This window comes from Actinomadura xylanilytica, assembly GCF_030283145.1.
GTDB classification, from domain to species: Bacteria; Actinomycetota; Actinomycetes; order Streptosporangiales; family Streptosporangiaceae; genus Spirillospora; species Spirillospora xylanilytica.
This window is the reverse complement of record NZ_JASNWE010000005.1, coordinates 301,733-325,059: the sequence shown is the minus strand read 5'-3', so window position 1 is coordinate 325,059 and position 23,327 is coordinate 301,733. Positions and strand designations below refer to the sequence as shown.

Annotated in this window: 21 protein-coding genes; 9 read left to right on the top strand and 12 right to left on the bottom strand. The window is 72.3% G+C overall.

Going from position 1 to position 23,327, the window contains the following annotated elements:
* Window positions 1-150 precede the first annotated feature (150 nt).
* From QP090_RS31290 to QP090_RS31280, 3 genes are all read right to left on the bottom strand, one after another.
* Window positions 151-1,458 carry a cytochrome P450 gene (locus QP090_RS31290; protein WP_285943205.1) on the bottom strand — a complete coding sequence of 436 codons (1,308 nt, stop codon included), beginning with the start codon at window positions 1,456-1,458 and terminating at the stop codon, window positions 151-153.
* A gap of 81 nt (window positions 1,459-1,539) precedes the next feature.
* A complete protein-coding gene (locus tag QP090_RS31285) occupies window positions 1,540-2,217 on the bottom strand; it encodes a phosphatase PAP2 family protein (RefSeq protein WP_285943203.1) in 678 nt (225 codons plus the stop codon).
* 96 nt (window positions 2,218-2,313) lie between these two features.
* On the bottom strand, window positions 2,314-3,522 hold the full coding sequence (locus QP090_RS31280; protein ID WP_285943202.1) for an LLM class flavin-dependent oxidoreductase: 1,209 nt from the start codon (window positions 3,520-3,522) through the stop codon (window positions 2,314-2,316).
* Between the two features lie 175 nt (window positions 3,523-3,697).
* On the opposite strand from QP090_RS31280, the gene QP090_RS31275 reads away from it, so the two are divergent.
* Window positions 3,698-4,759, top strand: a complete 1,062-nt coding sequence (locus QP090_RS31275; protein ID WP_285943200.1) for an alpha/beta hydrolase — start codon at window positions 3,698-3,700, stop codon at window positions 4,757-4,759.
* Between the two features lie 269 nt (window positions 4,760-5,028).
* Complete coding sequence (locus QP090_RS31270) at window positions 5,029-5,697, top strand: leucine-rich repeat domain-containing protein (RefSeq protein ID WP_285943198.1); 669 nt, start codon at window positions 5,029-5,031, stop codon at window positions 5,695-5,697.
* 255 nt (window positions 5,698-5,952) lie between these two features.
* Here QP090_RS31270 and QP090_RS31265 read toward each other — a convergent pair whose 3' ends face one another.
* On the bottom strand, window positions 5,953-9,180 hold the full coding sequence (locus QP090_RS31265; RefSeq protein ID WP_285943196.1) for an ATP-binding protein: 3,228 nt from the start codon (window positions 9,178-9,180) through the stop codon (window positions 5,953-5,955).
* A gap of 209 nt (window positions 9,181-9,389) precedes the next feature.
* On the opposite strand from QP090_RS31265, the gene QP090_RS31260 reads away from it, so the two are divergent.
* The 4 genes from QP090_RS31260 (at window position 9,390) to QP090_RS31245 (ending at window position 12,197) form a co-directional block, all read left to right on the top strand.
* Window positions 9,390-9,578, top strand: coding sequence for a hypothetical protein (locus QP090_RS31260; RefSeq protein ID WP_285943194.1), 189 nt, complete (start codon window positions 9,390-9,392; stop codon window positions 9,576-9,578).
* Window positions 9,579-9,613: 35 nt separating this feature from the next.
* Entirely contained in the window at window positions 9,614-10,051 is a 438-nt protein-coding gene (locus tag QP090_RS31255) for a DUF4267 domain-containing protein (protein WP_285943192.1), read from the top strand.
* Between the two features lie 202 nt (window positions 10,052-10,253).
* A complete protein-coding gene (locus QP090_RS31250) occupies window positions 10,254-11,564 on the top strand; it encodes an FAD-binding oxidoreductase (protein ID WP_285943190.1) in 1,311 nt (436 codons plus the stop codon).
* 183 nt (window positions 11,565-11,747) lie between these two features.
* Complete coding sequence (locus QP090_RS31245; RefSeq protein ID WP_285943189.1) at window positions 11,748-12,197, top strand: hypothetical protein; 450 nt, start codon at window positions 11,748-11,750, stop codon at window positions 12,195-12,197.
* A gap of 58 nt (window positions 12,198-12,255) precedes the next feature.
* Here the strand turns inward: QP090_RS31245 and QP090_RS31240 are convergent, their stop codons facing one another.
* The gene (locus QP090_RS31240) at window positions 12,256-13,122 is read right to left on the bottom strand and encodes a haloalkane dehalogenase (RefSeq protein WP_285943187.1); all 867 of its coding nucleotides are present in this window, start codon (window positions 13,120-13,122) and stop codon (window positions 12,256-12,258) included.
* A gap of 139 nt (window positions 13,123-13,261) precedes the next feature.
* Between QP090_RS31240 and QP090_RS31235 the strand changes: the two genes are divergently transcribed.
* On the top strand, window positions 13,262-14,116 hold the full coding sequence (locus tag QP090_RS31235; RefSeq protein WP_285943185.1) for a MarR family winged helix-turn-helix transcriptional regulator: 855 nt from the start codon (window positions 13,262-13,264) through the stop codon (window positions 14,114-14,116).
* A 181-nt stretch (window positions 14,117-14,297) separates the two neighbouring features.
* On the opposite strand, the gene QP090_RS31230 is transcribed toward QP090_RS31235, so the two are convergent.
* Together QP090_RS31230 and QP090_RS31225 are read right to left on the bottom strand one after the other, a co-directional pair.
* Window positions 14,298-14,582 (bottom strand): hypothetical protein, encoded by a 285-nt coding sequence (locus tag QP090_RS31230; RefSeq protein ID WP_285943854.1) that lies wholly within the window; start codon window positions 14,580-14,582, stop codon window positions 14,298-14,300.
* A complete protein-coding gene (locus QP090_RS31225; RefSeq protein ID WP_432763093.1) occupies window positions 14,537-14,788 on the bottom strand; it encodes a DUF4158 domain-containing protein in 252 nt (83 codons plus the stop codon). The genes QP090_RS31230 and QP090_RS31225 overlap by 46 nt, the downstream gene beginning before the upstream one ends.
* A 50-nt stretch (window positions 14,789-14,838) precedes the next feature.
* On the opposite strand from QP090_RS31225, the gene QP090_RS31220 reads away from it, so the two are divergent.
* Together QP090_RS31220 and QP090_RS31215 are read left to right on the top strand one after the other, a co-directional pair.
* Window positions 14,839-15,342: a class I SAM-dependent methyltransferase gene (locus QP090_RS31220; protein ID WP_349666528.1), complete on the top strand. Its 504-nt coding sequence runs from the start codon at window positions 14,839-14,841 to the stop codon at window positions 15,340-15,342.
* A 57-nt stretch (window positions 15,343-15,399) separates the two neighbouring features.
* Window positions 15,400-16,302 (top strand): aminoglycoside phosphotransferase family protein, encoded by a 903-nt coding sequence (locus QP090_RS31215; protein ID WP_285943183.1) that lies wholly within the window; start codon window positions 15,400-15,402, stop codon window positions 16,300-16,302.
* A 180-nt stretch (window positions 16,303-16,482) separates the two neighbouring features.
* On the opposite strand, the gene QP090_RS31210 is transcribed toward QP090_RS31215, so the two are convergent.
* The 5 genes from QP090_RS31210 to QP090_RS31190 all read right to left on the bottom strand — a co-directional run bounded on the left by QP090_RS31210 (window position 16,483) and on the right by QP090_RS31190 (window position 23,275).
* Window positions 16,483-18,369: a glycoside hydrolase family 3 protein gene (locus tag QP090_RS31210; protein ID WP_285943181.1), complete on the bottom strand. Its 1,887-nt coding sequence runs from the start codon at window positions 18,367-18,369 to the stop codon at window positions 16,483-16,485.
* Window positions 18,370-18,490: 121 nt separating this feature from the next.
* Window positions 18,491-19,810 carry an AI-2E family transporter gene (locus QP090_RS31205; protein WP_285943179.1) on the bottom strand — a complete coding sequence of 440 codons (1,320 nt, stop codon included), beginning with the start codon at window positions 19,808-19,810 and terminating at the stop codon, window positions 18,491-18,493.
* A gap of 302 nt (window positions 19,811-20,112) precedes the next feature.
* Entirely contained in the window at window positions 20,113-21,384 is a 1,272-nt protein-coding gene (locus tag QP090_RS31200) for a hypothetical protein (protein ID WP_285943177.1), read from the bottom strand.
* A 61-nt stretch (window positions 21,385-21,445) separates the two neighbouring features.
* A complete protein-coding gene (locus tag QP090_RS31195; protein WP_285943175.1) occupies window positions 21,446-22,150 on the bottom strand; it encodes a TetR/AcrR family transcriptional regulator in 705 nt (234 codons plus the stop codon).
* A 90-nt stretch (window positions 22,151-22,240) separates the two neighbouring features.
* Window positions 22,241-23,275 (bottom strand): EamA family transporter, encoded by a 1,035-nt coding sequence (locus QP090_RS31190; RefSeq protein ID WP_285943173.1) that lies wholly within the window; start codon window positions 23,273-23,275, stop codon window positions 22,241-22,243.
* Between the last annotated feature and the right edge of the window lie 52 nt (window positions 23,276-23,327).

Below are 23,327 nucleotides of genomic sequence, written 5' to 3'. Positions count from 1 at the left end.
CGGCGTCCTCGCCTGGCGGCTCGGACACCGACCTGGCTTAGGCGAGCGCGACATCGCTTCGCGATCTGGCCGGTGCGGCTCGCCTCCGGCTTCGCCCCACCGGCCAGATAACGCGCTCGCGCGACGGCCGAGGCACTTTGAGACAGGGCCCTAGGCGGGCGGGGCGGCGGGGGGTGGGGTGAAGGTGCAGGGCAGCCTCTTGAAGCCGTTGATGAAGCCGGACATCAGCCGGTCGGGTTCGCCGTCGGCGCGCAGGTCGGGCAGGCGGGTGTACAGCTCGCGGAACATCACGGCGATCTCGCGGCGGGCCAGGTTGGCGCCCAGGCAGAAGTGCGGACCGGGCCCGCCGAACCCGACGTGCGGGTTCGGGGAGCGGGTGATGTCGAAGGCGTCGGGGTCGGTGAAGACCGCCTCGTCGCGGTTGGCGGAGTTGTAGAAGAGGATGACCTTGTCGCCGGCCTTGTAGTGGTGGCCGTTCAGCTCGTGGTCGGCGGCCAGGTTGCGGCGGAACATGATGACGGGCGTGGAGTAGCGGACGATCTCCTCGACGGCGCCGGCGATGCGGCCGTCGAAGTCCTCCATGAGCAGGTCGAGCTGGCCGGGGTTGTCGGTGAACAGCTTCAGGCCGTGCGCGATGGCGGTGCGGGTGGTCTCGTTGCCGGCGACGACCAGCAGCAGGAAGAACGTGCCGAACTCCCGGGCGGTGAGCTTCTCGCCGTCGACGTTGGCGTTGACCAGCGCCGAGGTGAGGTCGCCGGTGGGCGCGGCGATCCGCTCCCTGCCGAGCTTGGCGGCGATGACGTGCAGGTCGCGGCCGGCCTTGGCGACCTTGGCGAGGCCGAGGCCGGTGCGCAGCCGGCCCATGTCGGGGGTGATGCCGGTGTATTCGGGGTCGGTGTTGCCGAGCACGATGTTGGTGAGCCGCAGGACCCTCGGGTACATCTCGGCGGGGATGCCGAGCATGTCGCAGATGACCTCGACCGGCAGCCGCACCGCGACCTTGGCGACGAAGTCGCCGGGGCCGGAGGCGATCAGCTCATCGACGATCCGGACGGCGCGGCGGCGCACGTCGTCCTCGGTGCGGGCGAGCATCTTGGGGCTGAACGCGCGGGACACGATGCGGCGGATCTTGGCGTGCCGCGGGTCGTCCATGTTGATCATGGAGTCGACGTAGCGGGCGAGCCAGCTCGGCGAGTCGATGATGCTGGTGGCGTTGGGCTCGCTGCTGAAGATCGTGGGGTTGCGGCTGGCCTCGACGACGTCGGCGTGCCGGACCAGCGCCCAGTAGCCCTTGCCCCGCTTGGTGAAGGGCACCGGCGGGTCGGCGAAGAAGGAGGGGCCGTCCTGCGCGCGGAGCGTGGCGAAGACCGCGGCCCGTTCCTCCAGCGGGCGGCCCCAGAACCGCAGGTCGCTCAGGTCGATGCCGCCGACTGCCCCGTCCGCGTGCTGGATGGTCACCGTCGTGCCTCCGCTCCTCGTCCTGGCCCCATGCTTGGGTAAGCGACCGGTTACGGTCAATGGCGGACGGAAGCGTGTGACTTACGACACTGCATACATTTCGCTGCGTTCCGGGCGGGTGCCGGCGCGCCGCGGGACCAGGGCGCGGCCCGCGCAGCCGAGCAGCACCCCGAGCGCCCAGCCGGCCAGGGCGTCGGTCGGCCAGTGGTAGCCGAGGGTCACGACCGCGACCGCGACGACGGCGGCCAGGGCGTGCGCGGCGATCGTCCAGCCGCGGGACGCGCCGCACAGCGCCGCGACCAGGAGCAGGCAGGCGGCGGCGTTGGCGGCGTGCCCGGACGGATAGGACAGGTATCCGCTCTCGAACAGCACGTCGTGGCCCGTCCGCGGCGGGGTGCGCGCGAACGCGAGCTGCGCGCCCCGGATGACCGCCTCGGTGACGACCAGCCAGGCGCCCGCCCGCACCGCCGTCCACGGGCCGGCGCCGCGCCGCCACGCCGCAGCCAGCGCGGCCACCGCGACGGCGGAGGCGGCCAGCCAGTGCTGGCCGCCGTTGACCACCGTCCGCCAGATCCAGTGCCAGGCGCCGTCGCGGCGCGGGAGGCCGCCGGAGAAGACCCACTGGTCGAGGTGCCGGAGCGGCCCCCCGGCGAGCACGTCCAGCGTGACCGCGACCGCGACGGCGGCGGCGATCATGGGAAGGGCGGAGGGGCGCGGCGGCACCGGCCGGCGCCCGCCTCCGTACCGGAGCACCTGCATGCCCTCGATCCTGCCGCACACCGCGAGTGCCCGGTCCGCGAGCCGGCGGCGGACGGCGCGGCCGGTGGGGGCGGTGGGGGCGGACGGTCCACGGTCTCAGTCCGCCGCCTGGCCGCCCGGCCCGTCCGCCACGCGCCGGGCGGACTCCTCCTCCTGCTGTTTGATCTTGGCGGCGATCGCGTCGGTGGTGGCGCCGAAGAAGGCCGGCCGGTTCCGCGCCGCCCAGTCGCTGGAGGCGGTCAGCGAGCGCGCCGAGCCCTGGAACACCGGCGCGACGTACCGGGCGAACAGCTCGTAGGAGCGGCGGGTCTGCGCGGTGTCGGCCCACTCGTGGCCCATCAGCAGGTAGGTGCCGAAGCCGCCGGACTGGGCGGTGAGGCGTTCGATCTGCGCGATGGCGTCGTCGGGGGTGCCGATCACGCCCATCCCGGTGGCGTTGATCGCCTCGACCAGCGCGTCGGGGTCGGTGGTGTCGGGCGCGATGGGCAGCGCGGCGATCCGCTGGAAGTAGGCGACCCAGTCGGCCAGGCCGAACGCCACGTCCCGGGCGGCCTGCTCGCGGGTGTCGGCCAGGTGCATGGGGCCGACCAGCCGCCAGTTCCCGCGGTCGGCGGTGGTGCCGTACTCGGCGGCGCGGTCGCGCAGGGCGCCCCAGTGGTAGCCGAGGGCGTCGAATCCGGCGGACTGGGTAGCGCCGAGCGACAGCAGCCCGCAGCCGAACCGGCCGGCGGCGCGGGGGCCGCTCGGCGAGACCATCGCGGCGACCGCGACCTCCAGTTCCCGCTGGTAGGGGCGGAGCTGGAGGCGGGCGTCGCGCAGCTCGAACCAGTCGGTCCGCATCGTGACCGGCTCGTCGCCGCGCAGCAGCAGCAGGATCGCCTCCAGCGCCTGTTCCATCATGTCGCGCTGCCGGGCAACCGGGATGCCCATCATGTGGGCGTCGGAGGGCAGCGCGCCGGGTCCGGCGCCGAGCATGACCCGGCCGCGGGTGAGGTGGTCGAGCAGCACCATCCGGTCGGCGAGCAGCAACGGGTGGTGGAAGGGCAGGGAGGAGACGCCGGTGCCGAGCCTGATGTGCCGGGTGCGTTCGGCGGCGACGCCGATGAACACCTCGGGCGAGGCGATGATCTCGTAGCCGGCCGAGTGGTGCTCGCCGATCCACGCCTCGTCGAAGCCGAGGGCGTCCAGGTGGGCGATCAGGTCCAGGTCGCGTTCCAGCGCGAGGGTGGGGTTCTGTCCGGAGGGGTGGAACGGGGCGAGGAAGATGCCGAACCGCCGGGGCCCGGTCGGAGGGGAGGTGCTCATGTACGTGCCTACCATCCCTGACCGGATCCCGCCACAATGATGCACTTTGACTCACTTTGTAACAGGAGATGGTGGTTTTCTTGTTACTCCGCCCTGTAGATCGTTTAGCCGGATGGCGGGACACTCGGCGGCAGTCGCGCGGCCACGGGGGCCGTGCTGTGCCGCGAGGTGATCCATGACACGCTCCGCCCGTCGAGAGGTCCTCGATCCGTCCTCCCGATGGCGCCGTTCGGTCGCGGCCGGGGCGATCGCCGCGGCCGCCGTGGCGGGCACCGGGACGGCGGGCGCGGTCACCGCCCTCGCCGGGACCGCGGCCGCGGCCGCCCCGATCGGCGCGGACGACGGGGCGAGGATCACCGGCGAGACCCGGATCAACGCCGGCGAGGTCGACCTGACCATCAACTCCCCCGCGCTCGGCAAGTCGGTGAAGACGCGGGTGCTGCTGCCCCGCGGCTGGCAGCGCGGCGCGCGGGCCGCCTACCCGGTGGTGTACGCCTTCCACGGCGGCCAGGACCGCTACGACTCCTGGACCCGCAACACCGACATCGAGGCGTGGGCCGCCAAGTACAACGTGCTGGTGGTGATGCCCGAGGCCGCCGACGGCTCGTACACCGACTGGTACAACTACGGCAAGGGCGGCACTCCCAAGTGGGAGACCTTCCACACCGCCGAGGTCCGCCAGCTCATGGAGCGCAACTACGGGGCCGGGTCGGAGCGGGCGGCGATCGGCAACTCCTCGGGCGCGCAGGGCGCGATGTCCTACGCGGCCCGGCACCCGGGGTTGTTCAAGTACGCGGCGGCGCTGAGCGGGACCCTGGCGATGCGGGCCCCGGGCATGCCGGCGATGCTGATGTTCACCAACGCGGGCAACGGGCAGGACCCGTTCGCGATCTGGGGCATCCCGCGCGTCGACGACGCCAACTGGGCGGCGCACGACCCGTACGCGCTGGCCGACAAGCTGCGCGGCGTGGGCCTGTTCTTCTCCGCGGGAACCTCGGGGCGGCCCGGTCCGGGCGACCCCGACGTGGCTCCGTGGGACATCGGCCTGCTGAGCGAGATCGCGATCGGCGCGAACAACAAGGACTTCCAGAAGCGGCTGGACGAGCTGAAGATCCCCTACACCGCGCACATCTACGGCGACGGGCGGCACAACTGGCCGGCCTGGATCCGGGAGGCGCAGTTCGTGTGGCCGGCGATGATGAAGTCGATCGGCGCCCAGCCCGCGGCGGCGCGCTGACCGGCGCCCTGCGCCGCACCCGGCGTTCATGAGGGGCCCGGCCCTGGAGCGGTGACCGCTCCAGGGCCGGTCTCATCCCGCCGTGCCCGGACCGGAATACCTTGGCGGCCGGTCGGCATGCACACCAGTGACCTGCACGAAGATCTCTACTTTGGGGACCATCGCGCCTTCCCGAGTCCCGGGCCGACTTCAATGCCATCATGGACGACCTCGACGACCTCGACGACCTCGACGACGCCGATGACACTATGCAAGAGATGAGCTGATCGATGCCGCTTCTCGAACCTCAGGTGGAACAGGCCGTTCAGCGCCGGTTGCAGGGAAATCCGCCTTTCAGCGACGCCGACTTCGCCCAGCTCGACACCCTGGCCGTCCTGTTCCCCTGTGACCTCGGCGACCTTGCTCGTTTCCCCATGCTGAGCACGCTGCACGTGGTCGGCTTCGGGGGATGCGATCTCGCGGCGCTGGCCGGCCACCCGCGGCTGGCGTCGCTTTCCATGCGGTTCAGTGCGCTCGCCGACGTGAGCGCGGTGCTGACGCTGCCCATGATCCGCCGCCTCCAACTGCCCCTCAACGCCATCGAGGACATCAGCGCCCTGCGGTCCGGGCTGCCCAAATTGCGCGAGGTCGACCTCACTGGCAACCCGCTCTCCGAGGAGAGCTATTGCGAGGTGGTGCCCGAGTTGCGGCAGCGGGTCAGGGAGACCGTGACCGTCTCCGAGGAACGGGAGTGGCAGATCACCCGCAGGCTCTACGCCGCCGGGGTGCCGTTCGACTACTTCCGGCACGGCGACACCTATCTCCTGTGCCGGCCTGGCCTGGCGTTCACCGGCACGCCGGACGCGGGTCACGCGGAAATCGGCCCCGACGAGCTGGAGGCGGTCCTGCAGCGGGGCCCGGAGGAAGTCCACAAGCTGTTCGCTCGGGAAGCAGGCTAGGCGCACCCGAACCATCGCCGCGAGCGCGGTTGTCTCACGTCTCGTCTCACTGCTTCCCCGGCCCCAACGCGTGCGGGCACGCGCGACTGAGACGACCGCGGCTGAGACTTCGGCAACGAGCACCAGGCGCTCGTCGTCGCCGACACGAAGGCTGTCTTTGCAGGACACCGCCGATCCCCTGCGCCAGGGGAGCCGACTCGCCCTCCCCGGAGTCGCCTCGGGGACCAGGTTGACCAACCTCCCTGGGCGGTACAGCTAGGTGGTCGTTCGCGACCGGGCCGCGGCAGCCCAATGAGGTGCGTTCCACCGGTCGGCGATGGCGGCGGCCTGAGCGAAGTGGGCGGCGGCCTGGTGGTCGCGGCCGAGGAGGACGGCCAGCTCGCCGAGGGTGTGAGCGACCGGGCGCAGCGCCAACGACAGGCTCGTGGCGCCCGCCGGGGGGCCGTCGCGGTGAGGAAGCAGCCTGGCGTAGATCTCCTCGGCCGCGGCGCGGTCGTCCAGGGCGATGACGGCCATCGCGCGGAGGGTCGTGAGGAAGGTGAAGAAGTAGTCGGGCCGGATCGGGGCCGAGGTATCTACCCGGTGGGCTTCGGTGATCAGGCCGTTGCCGTGCAGGGCGAGGGCCAGCAGGTCGGAGGCGATCGGGCCGGACGCCTCGTGGAGGGTGCGCACCTCGTCGAGGTGCTCGCCGAGCGTGCCGTTGTTCACCCACGTCGCGGCCAGCGCGAAGCCGAGGAAGCCGGAGGAGTGCAGGGATCCGGCGCGCCGCATGCCGTTGGCGGCCTGGGTGTAGAGCCGTTCGGCCTCGGCGAACCGGCCCTCGATGAGGGTCAGGGTCGCCAGTGTCACTTCGGCGACGCCTGTCGCCTCGGGCACCCGGTAGGTGCGCGCGAGGTCGAGGGCCTCGGTGGCCACCCGGCGCATGGTGGTCGGGTCGTTGGCCTCGGCGGCGGCACAGGCGTGGTTGAGCAGGCCGGTGACGCGGTAGGCGGGCACACCGTGCTCCACGCCGATCGCCACCAGTTCGCGGCAGAGCTCGGCGCGTCCGGACGGTCCGCCGACGCCGCGGGCCAGGACCCCGATCGCCGCCGCCCGGAGGTGGGGCCCGGTGGCGAGGTCGAGCGCCTCGCGGGCCGCCGCCAGGGCGGTGGGGTCATCCTCGCCGGCCAGTTCGTCGGCGTAGGCGGTGAGGAGGCGGCCGCGTACCTCCGGAGCCAGGTCGGTGCGCTTGAGTAGGCGGCTCAGCCGGTCGACGATGGGCCGGTCCACCGTGCCGTACGGGCGGGACTGCCATGGCGTCGGCTCGGTCCAGGCGGTGAACGCGGCGATCATCAGGTCGTCGCGTCCCAGCGACTCGGCGTACTCGACGGCCTGACGGCGGGTCCGGCGGGCGGCGGCCACGGCACCGGCCCGGACCTGCGCCCGCAGCAGCCTGCCGTGCAGGTCGACGCGTTCCTGTGGGCTGGTCGAGTTCGCGACCGCGTCCTTGAGGAGATCGGCCGCGACGTCGTGGGCGTAGCGCGCCTCGGCCAGTTCGGCGGCCCGAACGCAATAGCCGACGGCCTTGGGAGACCCGGCTCGCGCGTAGTGGTGCGCGAGCGCCGTGATGTCACCGGTGGCTTCCAGGGCGGCGGCGATGCGGGCATGCATGCGGGACGCCCGCAGGCGGCTGACGTCGGCGACCAGGGTGTCGCGAACGAGGGCGTGAACGAACCGCACCCGTCCGGGGCCGGGCTCGCTCAGCAGCCCGGCGATCACCCCCGCGTCCAGTGCGTTCAGCACGCCTTCCTCGTCGGTGTCGGCGGCGTTCACCAGCACCTCCACCGAGCTCTCCCGGCCCGCGACCGCTGCCAGCCGCAGCACGGCCACACCTCCCCCGGGCAGCCGCGCCAGGCGCCGCCGCAGCACGTCCCGTACGCCCTCCGGGACCTCGGAGAGGGCGACCAGCGCGCCCTCTCCGTTCACCAGCCGCGCGCTCTCCCGCACATAGAACGGGTTGCCGCCGGTGCGTTCGGCGATTCCGGCGACGGTCTCGTCGTCGGCCTCGCACTCGTTCCGTACGACCTGCGCGACGGCCGCGTCGTCCAGGCCGGGCAGGGCGAGCCGGAGGGGCGTGGCGCGCGCGAGGGAGGCCAGCGTTTCGGTGAGGTGGCCGCTCTCGTCCGCCCGGTACGCCGCCACGACCAGAACGGGGGCCCGCATGCCGAGGCCGCCGCCGAGCAGCTCCAGCGTGACGGCGTCCGCCCAGTGCAGGTCGTCCAGCACGACGGCGACCGGGCGTTCCGCGGCGACCGCCGCGAGCCACTTCCACACGGCTTGGCGCAGGTGGAACCGTCCCGCGGTGGCGTCGACGTTCACCGGCTCGGTGTCGGCGAGTAGCGGCGCGAGGTCGTCCGCGAACTCGCCCGGGGACGTGGTCGCGGCAACGGCTCTCAGCGCCTCGGTCCAGGCCCACGCGGGCGGCGCGCTGTCGACCTCGGGACAGCGGCCGACGGCGACCAGCCACCCGTCACGTTCGAGCCGCCTGCCGAGGTGTTCCAGCAGCGTCGACTTGCCGAGCCCGGCCTCGCCGGTGACAAGGGCGATGCGGGCGCCGTCGGCCGCGGCCTCGGCGGCGGCCGTGACCAGTGCCGACAGCTGTGCCTCGCGTCCGACGAACGGCGCCTCGATGATCGGAGCCGGCCGCGGCAGCGGTGCGGCCGGCGGTGGCGGGGGCACGGTCGCGCGCATGACGTCCGTGCGCTGGGTGAGGATCGCCTCCTCCAGCGCCCTCAGGTCCGGGCCGGGGTCGAGCCCGAGCTCATCGGCGAGGATGCCGCGGGCGCGGCGGAGCGCCGCCAGCGCGTCGGCTTGGCGGCCACTGCTCCACAGTGCCAGGGCGTGCAGCCGCCAGCCTTCCTCGCGCAGCGGCTCGTGGCGGGTGAGCCGCTCGGCCTCGGGAACCACCGCGGCGGGGTCGCCGATTCGCAGACCCGCCGCGACGTGCAGTTCGGTGGCGACCAGGCGCAGCTCGTTCAGCCGGGCCGTCTCGGCGGCGGCCCACGGCTCATCGGCGGCCTCGGCGAACGCCGGTCCCTGCCACAGCCCCAGCGCCTCGGCGAGCCGAGCCTGGGCGGCGCGCGGGTCGGTGACCGTACGGGCCTGGTCGAGCAGGCCCTCGAACCGCCACGCGTCCACCGACTCCGGCGGCAGCCGCAGCGCATAGCCGGGCGCCGCGCTCACCAGCAGCCGGGCCGGCGTGCGCGGCGGCCGGCCGGGCTCCAGCAGCCGGCGCAGGTTGGACACATACGCCTGCAAGGACATCAGCGCCCGCGCGGGCGGCTCCCCGCGCCACAGATCCTCGATCATCCGGTCGACCGGCACGACCTGCCCGCGCGCCGCCACCAGCAACGCCAGCACACCCCGCTGCCGCGGCCCGCCGAGGTGAACGGCCGCACCGTTCACCTCGGTCGCGAACGAGCCCAGCACCCGGATGAAGACCATGATCCGCACATCGTATGTGGACTGTCCAAGTCGGCTCCAAATCCCCTCCAAACACCCGGGAGCAGCCTGAACACCTCGCGACCGACCAGTCGCAATCGAACAGAGGCAGGAGCAGATGAGCGTCAACACCCAGGACATGGAGATCGTCCACCGCGTCCTCCGCCGTGAGTCACGGCTGCTGGTGGAGCTCGTCGCGGCCGTCGCCCCGGGTGACACCGCTCGCGCCTAACAACACCCCCAAGCCCACCCTGCTCACGCTCTTCGGCGCCGTCCTGGAAGACGCGAACCCGGCCGAGCGCGCCATCGTCCTCAGCGGCCTCCCCGCCCCGGTCCGCGTCATCTGGCACGTCATCGGCCGCCCCCGCTACGCCCGCCACATCCGCCGCGTCCGCGGCTGAACCCTGCCCAGTTTGAACATCGGAGGAGAAGAACCATGTCGCTGAAGAACGTCAACACCGTCCTGGCCACCGCCGGCGTCCTGTTCACCCTCTACCTCGGGGTGTCCTTCATCCTGACCCCCGAGACGTCCGCTCCAGGCTTCGGCCTGCCGAGCTGGCCCGCTGGCGACGGCGGCGGCTTCCTCATCGTGAAGGGCAGCCGCGAGATCGCGATGGGCCTGGCCATGGGCATCCTGCTGGTGTCGGGCCACCGCCGGGCCCTGGGCTGGGTCCTGCTGATGACGGCCGTCGCCCCGTTCGGCGACATGATCACCGTCCTGGCCCACCACGGCTCCGTCGCCGCCGCGTTCGGCATCCACGGCCTGACCTCGGCGCTGATCGTGGCCGCCGGCCTGCTGATCCTCCGCGAGACCGGCAAGGCCCGCAAGGCCCAGGAGGCCGCCGCCCCAGCGCCCGCCGCGCAGCCCGCCTGACGTCTGCACGCCCCGAAGGGGTGGCCCGAGAACTTGCCGAAGCAGCAGCGTGTTGACGTGCACCAGCGCGGACCACCACAGGTGCAGGGCCAGCATCGAGGTTTCGGCGTGATCCTTGTCCGGCCGGTCGGGGCGCCGTCCTTCCCGTAGTGCAGCACGGTATTCCTTCGCATTTTCTGAGAACTCGAAAAGGGAGACGACGATGACGATCAACGATCTGCGCGGTGTCCTCAAAGGGCGCGTGCTCCTGGCCGATGACGACGGCTTTGAACAGGCGGCCACCGCGTGGAATCTGACCGTCAGGCAGCCCGTGGCGGCCGTGGTGGAGGCCGCGGATGCCGATGACGTGGCGGCGCTCGTGCGTTACGCGCGGCGGGCGGGTATGACGGTGACCGCGCAGCCGAGCGGGCATGGCGCCTCGGGTGATGTGGAAGGCCTGATCCTGTTGCGTACCGGCCTGCTGAACGAGGTGGAGGTATGCGCGGAGGAGCGCGTGGTCCGGGTGGGCGCGGGTGTGAAGTGGGGGCAGGTGCTGGCGGCGGCCGGTCCGCTGGGTCTGACCGGCCTGTCCGGCAGCGCGCCGGGAGTCAGCGTGACCGGCTACACCCTGGGCGGTGGGGTCGGCTGGCTCAGCCGCAAGTACGGCTTCGCCTCCGACAGCGTGCGGGCCATCGACATCGTGGACGCCGATGGCGAGCCGGGCCGGGTGACCGCCGAGTCCGATCCCGAGCTGTTCTGGGCGCTGCGCGGCGGTGGCGGGGACTTCGCGGTGGTGACCGCCCTCGAACTCGAGCTGTATCCCGCGCCGGTCCTGTACGGCGGGCGTGTGATCTGGCCGGAGCACCGGACCAGGGAGGTGTACGACGCGTTCCTGGAGATCACCGCTGAGGCGCCGCGTGAACTCAGTGTCTGGATCAACCGGCTCCAGCCACCCGGCGCGTCGCCGATGGTGACGCTGGATCTGGCCTACCTGGGTGAGGCGGCTCAGGGGGAGGATCTGCTGGCGCGCATCGACAAGATCGAGGGTGCGATCTCCGACAGCCGCGGCGTCGTCCCGGTTGCCGACCTGGGTGGCATCACCGCCGAGCCCACCGATCCGGCTCCGTCCATCGCTCGTGCGGAGCTGCTCACCCGCCTGGACGCGGACGCGGTGGAGCTCCTGCTGGCCAAGCCGGTCGAACCGCTCATCAACGTGCAGATCAGGCACCTGGGCGGGGCGCTCGCCGAGCCGGACGGCGGGGCCGGTGCGAGCGGCGCGGTGGCCGAGCCGTACCTGCTCGGCCTGCTGGGTCTCGGCCTGCCGCACGCGGCCGATGCGACGCGCGCCAAGCAGGCCGAGGTCGTGGCCGACCTGGAGGCCTACATCAGCGGCCGCAAGCCGTACACCCTGCTGTCCCCCGGTGAGACGGCGGCGAAGTCCTTCTCCGGCAGCGCGCTCGCGCGGCTGCGGGAGATCAAGCGGGCCCGTGACCCGCACAACGTGTTCCGTGCGAACTACCCGGTGCTCGGATAGATCGGTTCCCAGCAGGTCACGGCCCCTCCGCCCACCGGGGCGGCGGGGCCGCACCGAATTCGCGTGACAGATGTCATCGAGAGCACACGACATCTCCACATCGACACCTATGGTTTGGCACCACTGGTCATCTGCCGCCGTGAGCACTGTGAAGGGCACACCCGCGCGGCAAGGACTCGCACAATGAGCGTCGCCAACCTGAATTGGTCGGTCACGGGGCTGGCCTGTCGGTGGTTTGGTGTGATCGTGCCGGCCCGGACGGGGTTGCGACCTCGAGATCGTCTGCCAGTGTCGGAGGTGCTTTCCGGAGCGAGCGGATGGCGTGGAGAGCTTGACGTCGTGTCCGAAGCCGACGCGTGTGGCGGTAAAGCAGGCCCACGGCTCGATGGTTCCGTTGTCGGGCCAACCGGCCTTGACGTTCTCGCACGGCGGGTTGCCGCGCTTACGGGTGGGATGCCCGCAGAAGGTGTTGTAGTCGTCGCGGTCGATGAGGATCTTGCGGAACCGGGCACGCAACGTGGCGCGTTCGGCGACAACCCCGGCGACGTGCTCGCGGTCATCCGGATCACCATGAGCCTGCCAGTCCCAGACTTCCAGCAACCGCCGCCACAGCCGGAACTGATTCGGGTGTGAGTAGTCGAGGTACAGGAGATCCCGGTGAGATTTTTTGAGAGCTGAAGGACGACGTCGTTCAGATGAGGTGATGGCGGTTCAGCCAGCCGGCGATGGCCTGGCCGATGGCGTGGGGCTGGTCTTCGGGGGCCTGGTGGCCGGCGGGTCCGATCCCTTCGATTTCGAGGGCGGCGATGCTCTGGCGGGCCCAGTCCACGATCTCGGGGGAGGCGATACCGACCCCCTCCTCGACCGTGAGGAGAAGTTTGGGCACCTCGGGGCTGCCGGCGAGCCATTCGCCGTAGGCGTCCATGCGCTCGGCCACATCGGCCGGTTCGCGGTCGTAGGGAATCTCGCGAGGCCACTGGAGCAGCGGACGGCGCGACGCAGGGTCGGTGTAGGGCGCGCGGTAGACGTCGTGGTCCTCTGGGCTGAGACCTGTCTTGATGGCGAACGGGTGGGGCAGGGCGAACTCGATGGCGGCATTCTCCTCCAGCAGTAGCCGCTCGCCGAGCCCGGGGGTGCGCAGCGCCTTGGAATGGTCGATCACGTCCTGCGGTAGCTCCGCCCACATCTGCGGTCGCAGGAACGTCTCCAGGACGGCGACGCCGCGCACCTGGTCGGGGTGGCGTGCGGCACGGTCCAGGGCCAGTGCGCCGCCCCAATCGTGGCCGACCAGGACGGCCTCCTTCAGCTCCATGGCTTCGAACCACGCGTCCAGGTAGCGGGCGTGGTCGGCGAAGCGGTAACCGATGTCGGGCTTTCCGGAGGCGCCCATCCCGATCAGATCAGGGGCCAGGACCTTGGCGCGATCGGCGACGTGCGGGATGACGTTGCGCCAGATGTGGGACGAGGTGGGGCTGCCGTGCAGGAACACCACGGGCGACTCGCCCTGCCCGGTCTCTGTGTAGGCGAGGTGGGAGTCGAGGACGGCGACAGTGTGCATGATCGTCAGACCCTTCGCTGATTTGGTACCTGGAATCTAGATCTACACTCCTCCAACTGTCAACATTCCAACTAATGTCGATGCAACCGTCACTGACAGAAGTATCAGCCTGCTAACATCACGCCCGGAGGTGAGGCTCGTGCCCGACCAGGCAGGAAACGCCGTCGACGACGAATCCGGACCGCTGCATGCGACCACCGGTCACCTGATGCGCCGCGTGTTCACGACCGTCACCGCTCACGCTGTGCAGGACGGGCCCCAGACGCGCGAGTTCGTGGTGCTCGACATCCTCGCCGACGCGGACGCCCCCTCCCAGCAGGACCTCGCCCACCGACTCGGCATCAACCGCACGATCATGGTCAGGCTGCTCGATCGGCTCCAAGAGGCGGGCCAGGTCGTCCGCACCCGCAACCCGGCCAACCGCCGCACCTACATACTGTCGCTGACCGAGGCGGGCCGTACCGCCCTGGACGGCATGCGCCAAGCCGTCGCGGACAGCGACGCCCGGGTCACCACCGCGCTCACCGACCTCGAACGGCGGCGCCTCACCGCGCTGTTGACCATGCTCGTCGCCGACGACGGGCCATCCGCCATCCACAGCATCGAGCACCTGATAGCTCAAGCCCACTACCGCCTGCGCCGTCTTGGGGATCATCGGCTCGCGGCGCACGGCCTGCGCACCCGCCACTTCGCCTTGCTGCCCGCGCTGGACCGGCTCGCCCCCTGCCCGCAAGAACAACTGGCCCGATACCTGCACCTGACCGACCCCGCCACCGCATCGCTCATCGAGGAACTGGTCCAGGTCGGTATCGTGTCCCGCGGCCAGGACCCGCACGACCGACGCCGCTATGCCCTACAGCTCACCGACCTCGGCCGCGCCCGCATGCCTGTAGTGCGTGAAGCCCTGGAGAGCATGGAGCGCGACATCGACGACGTCCTCGGCTCGGACCACGCGCAAGAACTTCGCGCCCTTCTCACCAAGCTCTTGCCGTAAGCAGATCGACACACCCCGCCGCATCTCGCAGCAGTTGGGCCGACGTTGCCGGCGGGCGGCCGCCTTGCAGGCGCGGCTGCAGTAGCGGGCGTCGATCGAGTGTTCCCTAAGGGATCCTCCAACGGAACACCGAACGGTCCGGATCGCGGCCCAGGTGGGAGTGTTCCGTAAGGGTGTTCCGTCAGGCCGGATCGCCTCCCACTGATCGCCCTCCAGCAGCTCGGCCTGAGGATTGCGCCACTTGGTGGAGGCGTCGGCGTAGATAGATCTCACGGCGCTTGAGCGCCCGCCAGAACTGCTCCAGCACGCAGAAGGCGTAGGCGTGCCGGTTCACCGCGCCGTCAGCGTGCGCAGGATGGCCGAACACCAGCCGCCTCCACGGCCCGTTCACCACCTCGACGTCGACCAGACGGCCCGGGATCAGCGGCGCGGGTAGGCGGCTGTGATAGCCGAGCACGTTCGGCACTCGGTATAGCGCTTCACCTGCGAGGGGTCATCAACCCCCAGCTGTTCAGCCACGAACTCCAGCACCACGCCCGGCACGTCCAGAGGATCCTCCAGGAACGTCCCGAGCCACCGCACCGTCACCAACTGGAGCGCGAACCCGAGCCTCATGTGCTCCCCGCGCCGCCGCCCCACCAGCGCCCGGTCCTCGTCATCGAGGAAGAACACCCGCTCCAGATCAGCCTGCGACGGCGGTCCCGTGAACCGCCCGTACGCAGCTGGCACTGGCCAGGCGGCGGCTCGGTGACGGCGTAGCCCTGCACGAGGTCGACCTGGGCGACCCTCTGCCGTTCGACGACGGCGCGTTCGACGACGTGATCGCGTCGCTGGTCCTGCATTACCTGGAGGACTGGGGGCCGACGCTGGCCGAGTTGCGACGGGTACTCCGGCCCGGCGGCCGGCTGATCGCATCGGTGAGCCACCCTTTCACGGACTACGCGCACCGGGATCCTCGGCCCGACTACCACGCGACCACCAGCTACACCTTCGACTGGGCCTTCAACGGCCGGTCCGTCCCGATGAGGTTGTGGCGCAGGCCGTTGCACGCGATGACCGATGCCTTCACCGCCGCTGGCTTCCGCCTTGCCGCCATCAGCGAACCGCAGCCCGACCCGGCCGCCCGGGAGGCGTTCCCGGATGGCTTCCAGGACCTTTCGACCAATCCCAACTTTCTGTTCTTCGTCGTCGAAGTACCGCCGTCGGCCACCGGCTCGGGCGGCTGACCCCCGCGGGTCACGAGAGAGCCAGAGTCGGCGCTTGCCCTTGTACTGTCGCGTCGTATGAACGACCCCGAGATCGAGATCACCGCAGACCTGGTCCACGCCCTGCTGCAGGAGCAGCATCCGGACCTTGCGGGGCTGGCCATCTGCGAGGTAGTGGGCGGATGGGACAACCAGCAGTGGCGCCTTGGGGACGAGTTGGCCGTGCGCATGCCGCGTACGAAGCGTGCCCCGGATCTCCAGCGCAAAGAGTGCCGGTGGCTGCCCGTCCTGGCCCCGCGCCTGCCGCTCCCGGTCCCGAACCCTGTACGGATCGGTGAACCGTCCGAGCGATTCCCGAAGCCCTGGACCATCATGACGTGGGTTCCCGGCGAGCCGCTGGACCACACCTCGATCAGCCGCGGCGACCACGCGGCCGACACTCTGGCGGGCTTCCTCAGAGCGCTCCACGTGGAGGCACCCGCCGAGGCGCCGACCAGTTCGGACCGCGGCGCTCACCCCAAGCAGTACACCGACGGCTTCGACCACTTCTTTCACGCCGTCGCCCTGGGCGGCATCGCCGACGAGGTCCGAGCCGTCTGGGATGACGCCGTTGCGGCCCCCGAGTGGGAGGGCCCGCCGGTTTGGGTGCACGGTGACCTTCATCCCGCGAATGTCATCGTCTCGGACGGGACGCTCTCGGGCGTGATCGACTTCGGTGACATGCTCGCCGGTGATCCGGCGTGGGACCTCGCGGCCGCATGGGTGGTCCTTCCCGCGGGCGGCGCCTCACGCTTCTTCGACGTATACGCGCATGCGGACGAGGCGGCGCTCCGGCGCGCCCGCGGGCTCGCCGCTCTGAAAAGCCTGATCCTCATGCTGATGGGCCAGAACGGAGACCGGGGCCTTCCTGGCGGCAAGCCGACATGGGGACCCGCAGGCCGGGCAGCGCTCGATCGTGTTCTGCAAGGCAGTGTGATGTAGGCACGGGAGCGGAGCGACGATGTTGCAGCTCTCGGAGACCAGCAGCGCGACCAGGGAGACGAGCAGACGACATTTTGGCCCGGCCGCCGCTCTCGGGAACGACGGTCTCCACCTTCGCCTCATCGCCTCCCACCGCGGCCCGTCCAGCAGCCGGGCCCCCCTACCAGGGCCGACGAAGGCTTAGCGCCGGTTTTCGTTCCGATGTTCTTCAACCTCCGGGTAGGCCAGGCCGTGCCCGAAGGGGTAGAGGGTCCGTCCGGGCCGGTCGTGGACGGGGATCGGTACGGGGAGGCGGCCCTTGGGCGGGTTGTCCCCGAACAGGGTCGCGGCGGCGGCCCGGATGGCCTCGGTGGTGTGGGAGTAGGCGGCCAGGTAGGTGGGGACCTCGGTGAACCAGGCGATGTCGTGGGGGTCGCGGGCGGCGATGACGATGACGGGTGTGCCGGTGGCCGCGAGCGCCTTGACCAGGTTCGTCTGCCCGGGGCCGTTGTGGGGGCCGCCGGTCTGGACGTCCCAGGCGCGGTTGGTGACCGCGATGACCAGGTCCCGGCCGCGGGCGGCGGCGACGGCCCGGCCGATCTCGGCGGGGCCGGGGCTGAGGCCGGTCTCGTGGACGGTGGCGGCGGCTCCGCGGCGGCCGAGTTCGGCGGCGAGGGTGGCGGCGGGCCCGTCGGGTCCGGGGCCCCATCCGGTGACCAGGACGTCGCGGGGGCCGGGTTCGAGCGGCAGGAGCCGGGCGTCGTTCTTGACCAGGGTGGTGGCGGCGTCCGCGGCGCGCCGCACGGCGGCCAGGTGCGCGGGGGTGCCGACGAGGTCGTCCAGGCGGGCCTCGTCGGCGTAGGGGTCGCGGAACAGGCCGCGTCTGCGTTTGAGGTCGAGGATCCGGTAGAGGGAGGCGTCGATGCGGTCCTCGGTGAGCTCGCCGCGGCGGACGGCGTCGACGACGGCGTGGAGCTGGGTGGCGAACACGCCGTTCCCGGAGGCGTCGGCGGGGGGTTTGAGTAGGACGTCGACGCCGGCCTTGAGGGCCAGGACGGGGACGCGGTCGTCGCCGTACTTGTCGCGGACGCCCTGCATGTCGAGGGCGTCGGTGACGACGACGCCCTCGTAGTGGAGCCGGTCGCGCAGGATGCCGGTGACGATGGGGCGCGACAGGGTGGCGGGGTCGCCGGAGGGGTCCAGGGCGGGGACGACCAGGTGGGCGGTCATGATCGAGTCGGCGCCGGCGGCGATCGCGGCGCGGAAGGGCGGCAGGTCGGTGCGTTCCCACTGCTCGCGGGTGTGGGTGATGGTGGGGACGCCGGTGTGGCTGTCGACGGTGGTGTCGCCGTGGCCGGGGAAGTGCTTGACGGTGGGCGTCACTCCCCCGGCGCGGTAGCCGCCCGTCTGGGCGGTGACCATGCGGGAGACCAGGGCGGGGTCGGAGCCGAAGGACCGGACGCCGATGACGGGGTTGGCGGGGTTGACGTTGACGTCGGCGTCGGGGGCGTAGTCCTGGTTGATCCCGACGGCGCGGAGTTCGCGGCCGGTGACGGCGGCGATCTCGCGGGCGGTGGCGGTGCTTCGTCCGGCGGCCAGGGCCATGCTGCCGGGCGACTGGGCGGCGGGCGGCGGGACGCGGGTGACGGCGCCGCCCTCCTGGTCGGTGGCGATGGTCGCCGGGACGCGGTGCGGCTGGGCGAGCGCGGCGCGCTGGATGCCGTTGGAGAAGGCGGCGAGCTGGCGGGGGCCGGTGATGTTGGCGGGGTCGGCGGCGTAGTAGATGATCCCGCCGGGCCGGTAGCGGGCGATGACCTGGGCGGCGTTGTCGACGCCGTACAGGCGTCGGTTGCGTGCGACGTCGCCCGGGTCGCGGGTGTCGGCGCTCTTGCCGTGGACCTGGATGACGAACAGCTGCGCGGCCTTCTCCTCCAGGGTCATGGAGGCGATGAGGCGGCGGAGCCAGGGGTCCTCGCCGGGGGTGCGGCCGGGGGCGGGCGCGGCGCCGGCGCCGGTGGCGGAGGTGGGTCCGGCGGTCATGGCGACGGCGGCCGTGGCGAGCAGGGCGAGGCGGCGGGGACGGCGCATGGCGGCTCCTGGCGGGTGCTCGGGTGCTCGCTGTCGGGTGGGCGGGGCGGTGCTGGTCCGGCTCGCACGGTAGTCGCGGGCCGGCCGGGGGGCCCGGGCGGAGGCCGGTGGTCGGCGGCCGTCACCGTCGGTCCCGCCTGTCCTGCCCGTCCTCGTCGGGACTTGCGCGTCCTTCGGCCTCGTCGCCCTCGCCGGGTCCGCGGTCGCGGGGGCGGCGGCGGCGGGGGCGGGGGCGGCGGCGGGCGGGGGTGGTGAGGGGGTGTTCCTCGACGGTGTAGCGGCGGATGTAGGCGCCGAGGAAGGCCTGGAGGCTGGCGCAGACGGGCAGGGCGAGGAGGGCGCCGACGGGTCCGATGATCGCGGTTCCGGCCAGGACGGTGCCGAACGCGACGGCGGGGTGCATGTCGAGGGTGCGGGCGGTGATGCGGGGCTGGAGGAGGTAGTTCTCGAGCTGCTGGTAGGCGGTGATGAACAGCAGTACCCACAGTGCGGTGGAGGGCGAGTGTGCGAGCCCGACCAGGACGGGGACGGCGCCGGCGAGGTAGGTGCCGACGGTGGGGATGAACTGCGACACCACGCCGACCCACAGCGCGAGGGTCAGCGCGTAGGGGACGTGCAGCAGGGACAGGGCGGCGAAGTGGGCGATGCCGGAGATCAGGGCGAGCAGGGCGCGGGAGTAGATGTAGCCGCCGGTCTTGGCGACGGCGATCTCCCAGGCCCACAGGACCTGGCGTTGCCGGTGCGGCGGGAGCAGTGAGCACACGGTGCGGCGGAACTGGGGGCCCTGCGCGGACAGGTAGAAGGTGAACAGCAGTATGCCGAGGCCCTGGAACAGGACGCCGATGGCGGTGGCGCCGATGCCCCAGACGTTGCCGGCCAGCGAGGACAGGTGTCTGGAGAGTTGGTCGGCGGCGCTCGGGAGCTTGTCGAACAGGGTGGCCTGGGACAGGTGCGCGCCGGTGGTGTCGTTGATCCAGCCGATGACCTCGTCGATGTAGCCGGGCAGGCCGTTGACCAGGTTGGTGGCCTGGGCGACGACCAGGGATCCGAGGATGCCGAAGAAGCCGCCGACCAGCAGGGCGATGAGCAGGAACATCGCGCCGGTGGCCAGGCCCCGGCGCCAGCCGCGGGCGGCAAGCCAGGTGACGGCGGGTTCGATCGCAAAGGCGATGAACAGGGAGGTGAGCAGGAGGAGGAGCAGGCCGCGCAGCCGTTCCAGCAGCCACAGCCCGGCGACGAACAGCAGCACGGTGCCGCCGGCAAGCAGGAACGCCCGTGGCAGCCAGGGCGGCATCCGCCGCGTCCCGCCGCCCCGGGTGCCGGGCGGTGGCGTCTCGCCTTCGGTCCCGCCCGTCCAGCGGGTCGCGCCGGTCGCCTCGCCGGTCGCGCCGCCGGTTTCGCCGTGCCCTTGCGGGGGCGGGTCGGCGGGCGTCTGCGGCATGGCCCGCACGCTAGCGGCGGGGTGGGAGCGTGCTGTGGCGGACGCTCCTCTGCGGAGGCAACCTTTGCCGAGACTTCAGCCCGCTGCGTCTGCCGGGGAGCGGGGACAGGCGGCCGGCGCCTCGTCGGTGTCGGTGTCGTCGTTGGTGACGATGCCCAGAGGTGGAGTCCGGTCCGCCCGACGTGCCCGGCACAGTTCCCGTGGTCTGATTGAAGTGGTCCGCGGCGCCGGGGGCAACCGGTTTGCCCGATCGTCTTACGTGCGGCCGGGGCGGGGCGGCCTCTCGGGGCGGTCCTGCCCGGTCATGCGGGCAGGACGCCGAGGAGGCGGTCGGCCTGCCGGTCGAGGGCGTCCAGGCGGGCGTGCAGGGCGGCGCGGAGCCAGGGGGCGCCGGCGTCGCAGTGCCCGAGCATCCAGGGCAGCAGCCCGGCGAGGTCGTCGTGGTTCGGGAGGCCGCGCCGGGGTGGTGCGGGATGGGGCGGTGCTGGATGGGGTGGTGCGGGGTCGTGGCCGCCGGGTGCGGGGTGGCAGAACACCACGGGCGTGGTGACGCCGGTGTGCGGGAGTGCGGCGATGATGCGGGCCAGGTCGCCGGGGTGGTGGTCCTCGTGGCCGCCGGGGACGACGGCGACCAGGTCGGGTGCGGCGGCGAGGGCGTCCAGGACGGCCGTGGCGAGGTCGGCGGCGACGCGGGGGGCGGGTGCGCCGCCGATCTCGATGACCTCCAGGTGTGCGCAGGTCTCGGCGAGGGCGGTGCGCAGTGCGGCGGCCTGCGGTGGTGCGCCGCTGTGGCCGTCGTGGCCGGGTGCGGGCGTGCCGGTGTCCAGGACGAGGGTGAGGGCGCCCTCGAAGCGGTGGCAGGGGGGCACGGCGGCGTTCAGGTGGCGGCCGAGCGCGGCGCAGGGGTCTTCGGCGGGATCACCGCGGTGGACGGGATCGGCGGCGCCGGCGTCCCGGTCGGTGCCGGTGGTGGGTTCGGCGGTGGTGGGTTCGGCGGTGGCGTAGAGGGCGCGGACGCGGGGCAGTGCGAGGTCGGGTGCGGTGAGGAAGCGCAGGAGGCGGCGCTGGAGGTAGTCCGAGCCGGTGTCTCCTTCGGCGACGCGGCGGGCGCAGCCGCGGGCGGTGGCCTTGCCGAGGGCGTGTTCGAAGCAGTCGACCAGGGCGGGGCGGCGGGCGGCGATGAGGGCGTCGGCGCCGGGGTGCTCCAGGACGAACCGCAGCGCGGTGCGGGTGGTGTGCTTGTGGTTGGCGCGCAGCCGGCGCAGGCCGAGGAGCACGGTGACGACGTGCGCGGGCGGCAGCGCGAGGGTGAGGACGCGGGCGGTGCGCGCGAGGGTGGCGCGGGTGGTGTCGTCGAGGCCGGCGTGGGAGGCGGCCAGGACCTGGAGCAGGACGCGGGCGCGCTGCCAGGGCCGGACGCCGGGGGCCAGGCCGAGCAGGGCGTAGCGCTCGGGGCCGGCGGTGTAGGCGGCGCGGTGGAAGTCCGCGTCGTCCCAGCACAGGGTGCCGCCCCGGGGCAGGCTCAGGGCCTCGCCGCGGGTCTGTAGGTGGGCCAGGAGAGTGGGGGTGTCCATGATTGTTCGCCTCCGCAACCATGGAGTCTAAGAATCGCCGGGAGCGCCCGGACACTCATTTTCACCCGGGAGGCCGTCCGGGGGTGTCGCCGGGCGGCCGGGCGCCGTAGCCGCCGATGCCGTGTTCGAGGAGGTCGAAGGCGTGGCGGGCGTTGGCGTAGACGGTGTCGCGAATGTCGGCGAGGGTCTGGCCGGCGAGCCTGCGGCGCAGGACGTCGCCGGTCAGCTCCCGCTGCACAGCGAAGATCATGGCGGCGACGGCGCGGGGGGCGAGGTCGTCGGGGGCGGCGCCGGTCTCCTCGGCGAGGAGGTCGGCGAGCCGGTCCTGGGCGAGTTGGCCGATCTCGCGCTGGCGGGCGGTGAGGGCCGGGGAGTCCTGGACGGTGCGGGCCCAGGTTTCCGAGCCGTCGTGGAAGCCGGTCCGGTGGGCGCCGGTGTCGAGTCCGTCCAGGTGGAGGCGGCGGAACACGGCGGCGGCCGATTCGCCGGGCCGGCGCAGGCGGAAGGCCTGGGCGGCCTGCTCGACGGTCTCTTCCTGGCGGTCGAAGAACAGGTCTTCCTTGGTCTTGAAGTAGTTGAAGACGGTGTTGACCGAGACGTCGGCGGCGCGGGCGATGTCGGCGACGGTGACCTGGTCGAAGCCGTCGCGGGTGAACAGGCCGGTGGCGATGTCGGAGATCCGGCGCCGTGTGGCGAGCTTCTTGCGCTCGCGCAGCCCGAGTTCGCGCGTGCCCGGTCCGGCGGCCGGGGCGACCTGTTCCGCCATGCCGCAGATCCTACCTTCGATGACGTGACCCAATACTTGGTGTGACTAAAATTTTGGGGTTACTCTACGGTGGTGCTGCTGCTGGTGGTGTCAGTGGCCCTCGGTGCCGGCCGGTTCCGCCGGGAGAACGGCTGACCCCGCGGCGCCGGCGGTGCCGGTGGCGGGCGTCCGGTCGATCACCGCACGCTGGGCGATGAACGCGCCGGTCAGGACGATGACGCCGCCGGCCAGCTGCACGGGCGCGAGGCGCTCGCCGAGCACGGCCCAGGCGATGAGCGTCGCCGCGACCGCCTCGGTGTAGCAGATCGCCCCCGCGACCTGCGCCGACAGGCGCTGCACCCCGGCGACGCCGGTCACGTACGCCAGCACGGTGCTGACCAGGACGATCCAGGCGGCCGGCAGCCAGGCGGGCGCGGTGTGCCCGGCGATCGGGACGGTGCCCGCCAGCACGGCCCAGGGGACCGTCCAGGGCGCGCAGAGCGCGGTGAGCACGGCGGCGGCGACCACGCTGCCGGCGGCGGTCATGACCAGCGGGTCGATCCGCCCGGTGAGGCGGTCGACCAGGATGAAGTAGGCGGCCTGGCAGGCGGCGGCGGCGATCCCGGCGGCCAGGCCGAGGGCGTCCAGCCGCAGGCCGGTCCAGACCTGCACCACCAGCGCCAGGCCCGCCATCGCGACCGCGACGCCGAGGACCGCGGTGCGGTGCACGGGCGCGCGCCGCACCAGGCGCAGCCAGCCCAGCACCATGACGGGCCCGGTGAACTCAAGCAGGATCGCGACGCCGACCGGCAGCCGGGACGCCGCCAGGAAGTAGAACGCCTGGCAGCCCGCCACGCCCGTCAGCCCGTACAGGGCCAGGCGGGGCAGGTGCGCGCGGACGCCGCGGACGGCGGCCCGCCCGCGCAGCGCCGCCACCAGCGGCACCAGCACCAGGGCGGCGGCGGCGATCCGCAACCACACCGCCTGGAGCGGGTTCAGCCCGGCGCCGATGAGCGCCTTGCCGAACGGGCCGGACGCGCCGAAGCAGACCGAGGAGAACACCGCCAGGCCGAGGCCCTTCGCCCGCGCCCGTCCCGCGCCCCCGGCCAGGCCGCCGCCCGGGCCGCCCGCCGCGACCTCCGCCACCGTCCACCTCCGCTCGCCCCGATCACGAGCATCGTGCCATAACGCTCCTTAC

Coding starts and splice junctions, on each gene's coding strand:
- QP090_RS31285 (WP_285943203.1), bottom strand. CDS start 2,217: ATGCAGGTGCTCCGGTACGGAGGCGGGCGCCGGCCGGTGCCGCCGCGC.
- QP090_RS31280 (WP_285943202.1), bottom strand. CDS start 3,522: ATGAGCACCTCCCCTCCGACCGGGCCCCGGCGGTTCGGCATCTTCCTC.
- QP090_RS31275 (WP_285943200.1), top strand. CDS start 3,698: ATGACACGCTCCGCCCGTCGAGAGGTCCTCGATCCGTCCTCCCGATGG.
- QP090_RS31270 (WP_285943198.1), top strand. CDS start 5,029: ATGCCGCTTCTCGAACCTCAGGTGGAACAGGCCGTTCAGCGCCGGTTG.
- QP090_RS31265 (WP_285943196.1), bottom strand. CDS start 9,180: ATGGTCTTCATCCGGGTGCTGGGCTCGTTCGCGACCGAGGTGAACGGT.
- QP090_RS31255 (WP_285943192.1), top strand. CDS start 9,614: ATGTCGCTGAAGAACGTCAACACCGTCCTGGCCACCGCCGGCGTCCTG.
- QP090_RS31250 (WP_285943190.1), top strand. CDS start 10,254: ATGACGATCAACGATCTGCGCGGTGTCCTCAAAGGGCGCGTGCTCCTG.
- QP090_RS31245 (WP_285943189.1), top strand. CDS start 11,748: ATGAGCGTCGCCAACCTGAATTGGTCGGTCACGGGGCTGGCCTGTCGG.
- QP090_RS31240 (WP_285943187.1), bottom strand. CDS start 13,122: ATGCACACTGTCGCCGTCCTCGACTCCCACCTCGCCTACACAGAGACC.
- QP090_RS31215 (WP_285943183.1), top strand. CDS start 15,400: ATGAACGACCCCGAGATCGAGATCACCGCAGACCTGGTCCACGCCCTG.
- QP090_RS31210 (WP_285943181.1), bottom strand. CDS start 18,369: ATGCGCCGTCCCCGCCGCCTCGCCCTGCTCGCCACGGCCGCCGTCGCC.
- QP090_RS31205 (WP_285943179.1), bottom strand. CDS start 19,810: ATGCCGCAGACGCCCGCCGACCCGCCCCCGCAAGGGCACGGCGAAACC.
- QP090_RS31200 (WP_285943177.1), bottom strand. CDS start 21,384: ATGGACACCCCCACTCTCCTGGCCCACCTACAGACCCGCGGCGAGGCC.
- QP090_RS31195 (WP_285943175.1), bottom strand. CDS start 22,150: ATGGCGGAACAGGTCGCCCCGGCCGCCGGACCGGGCACGCGCGAACTC.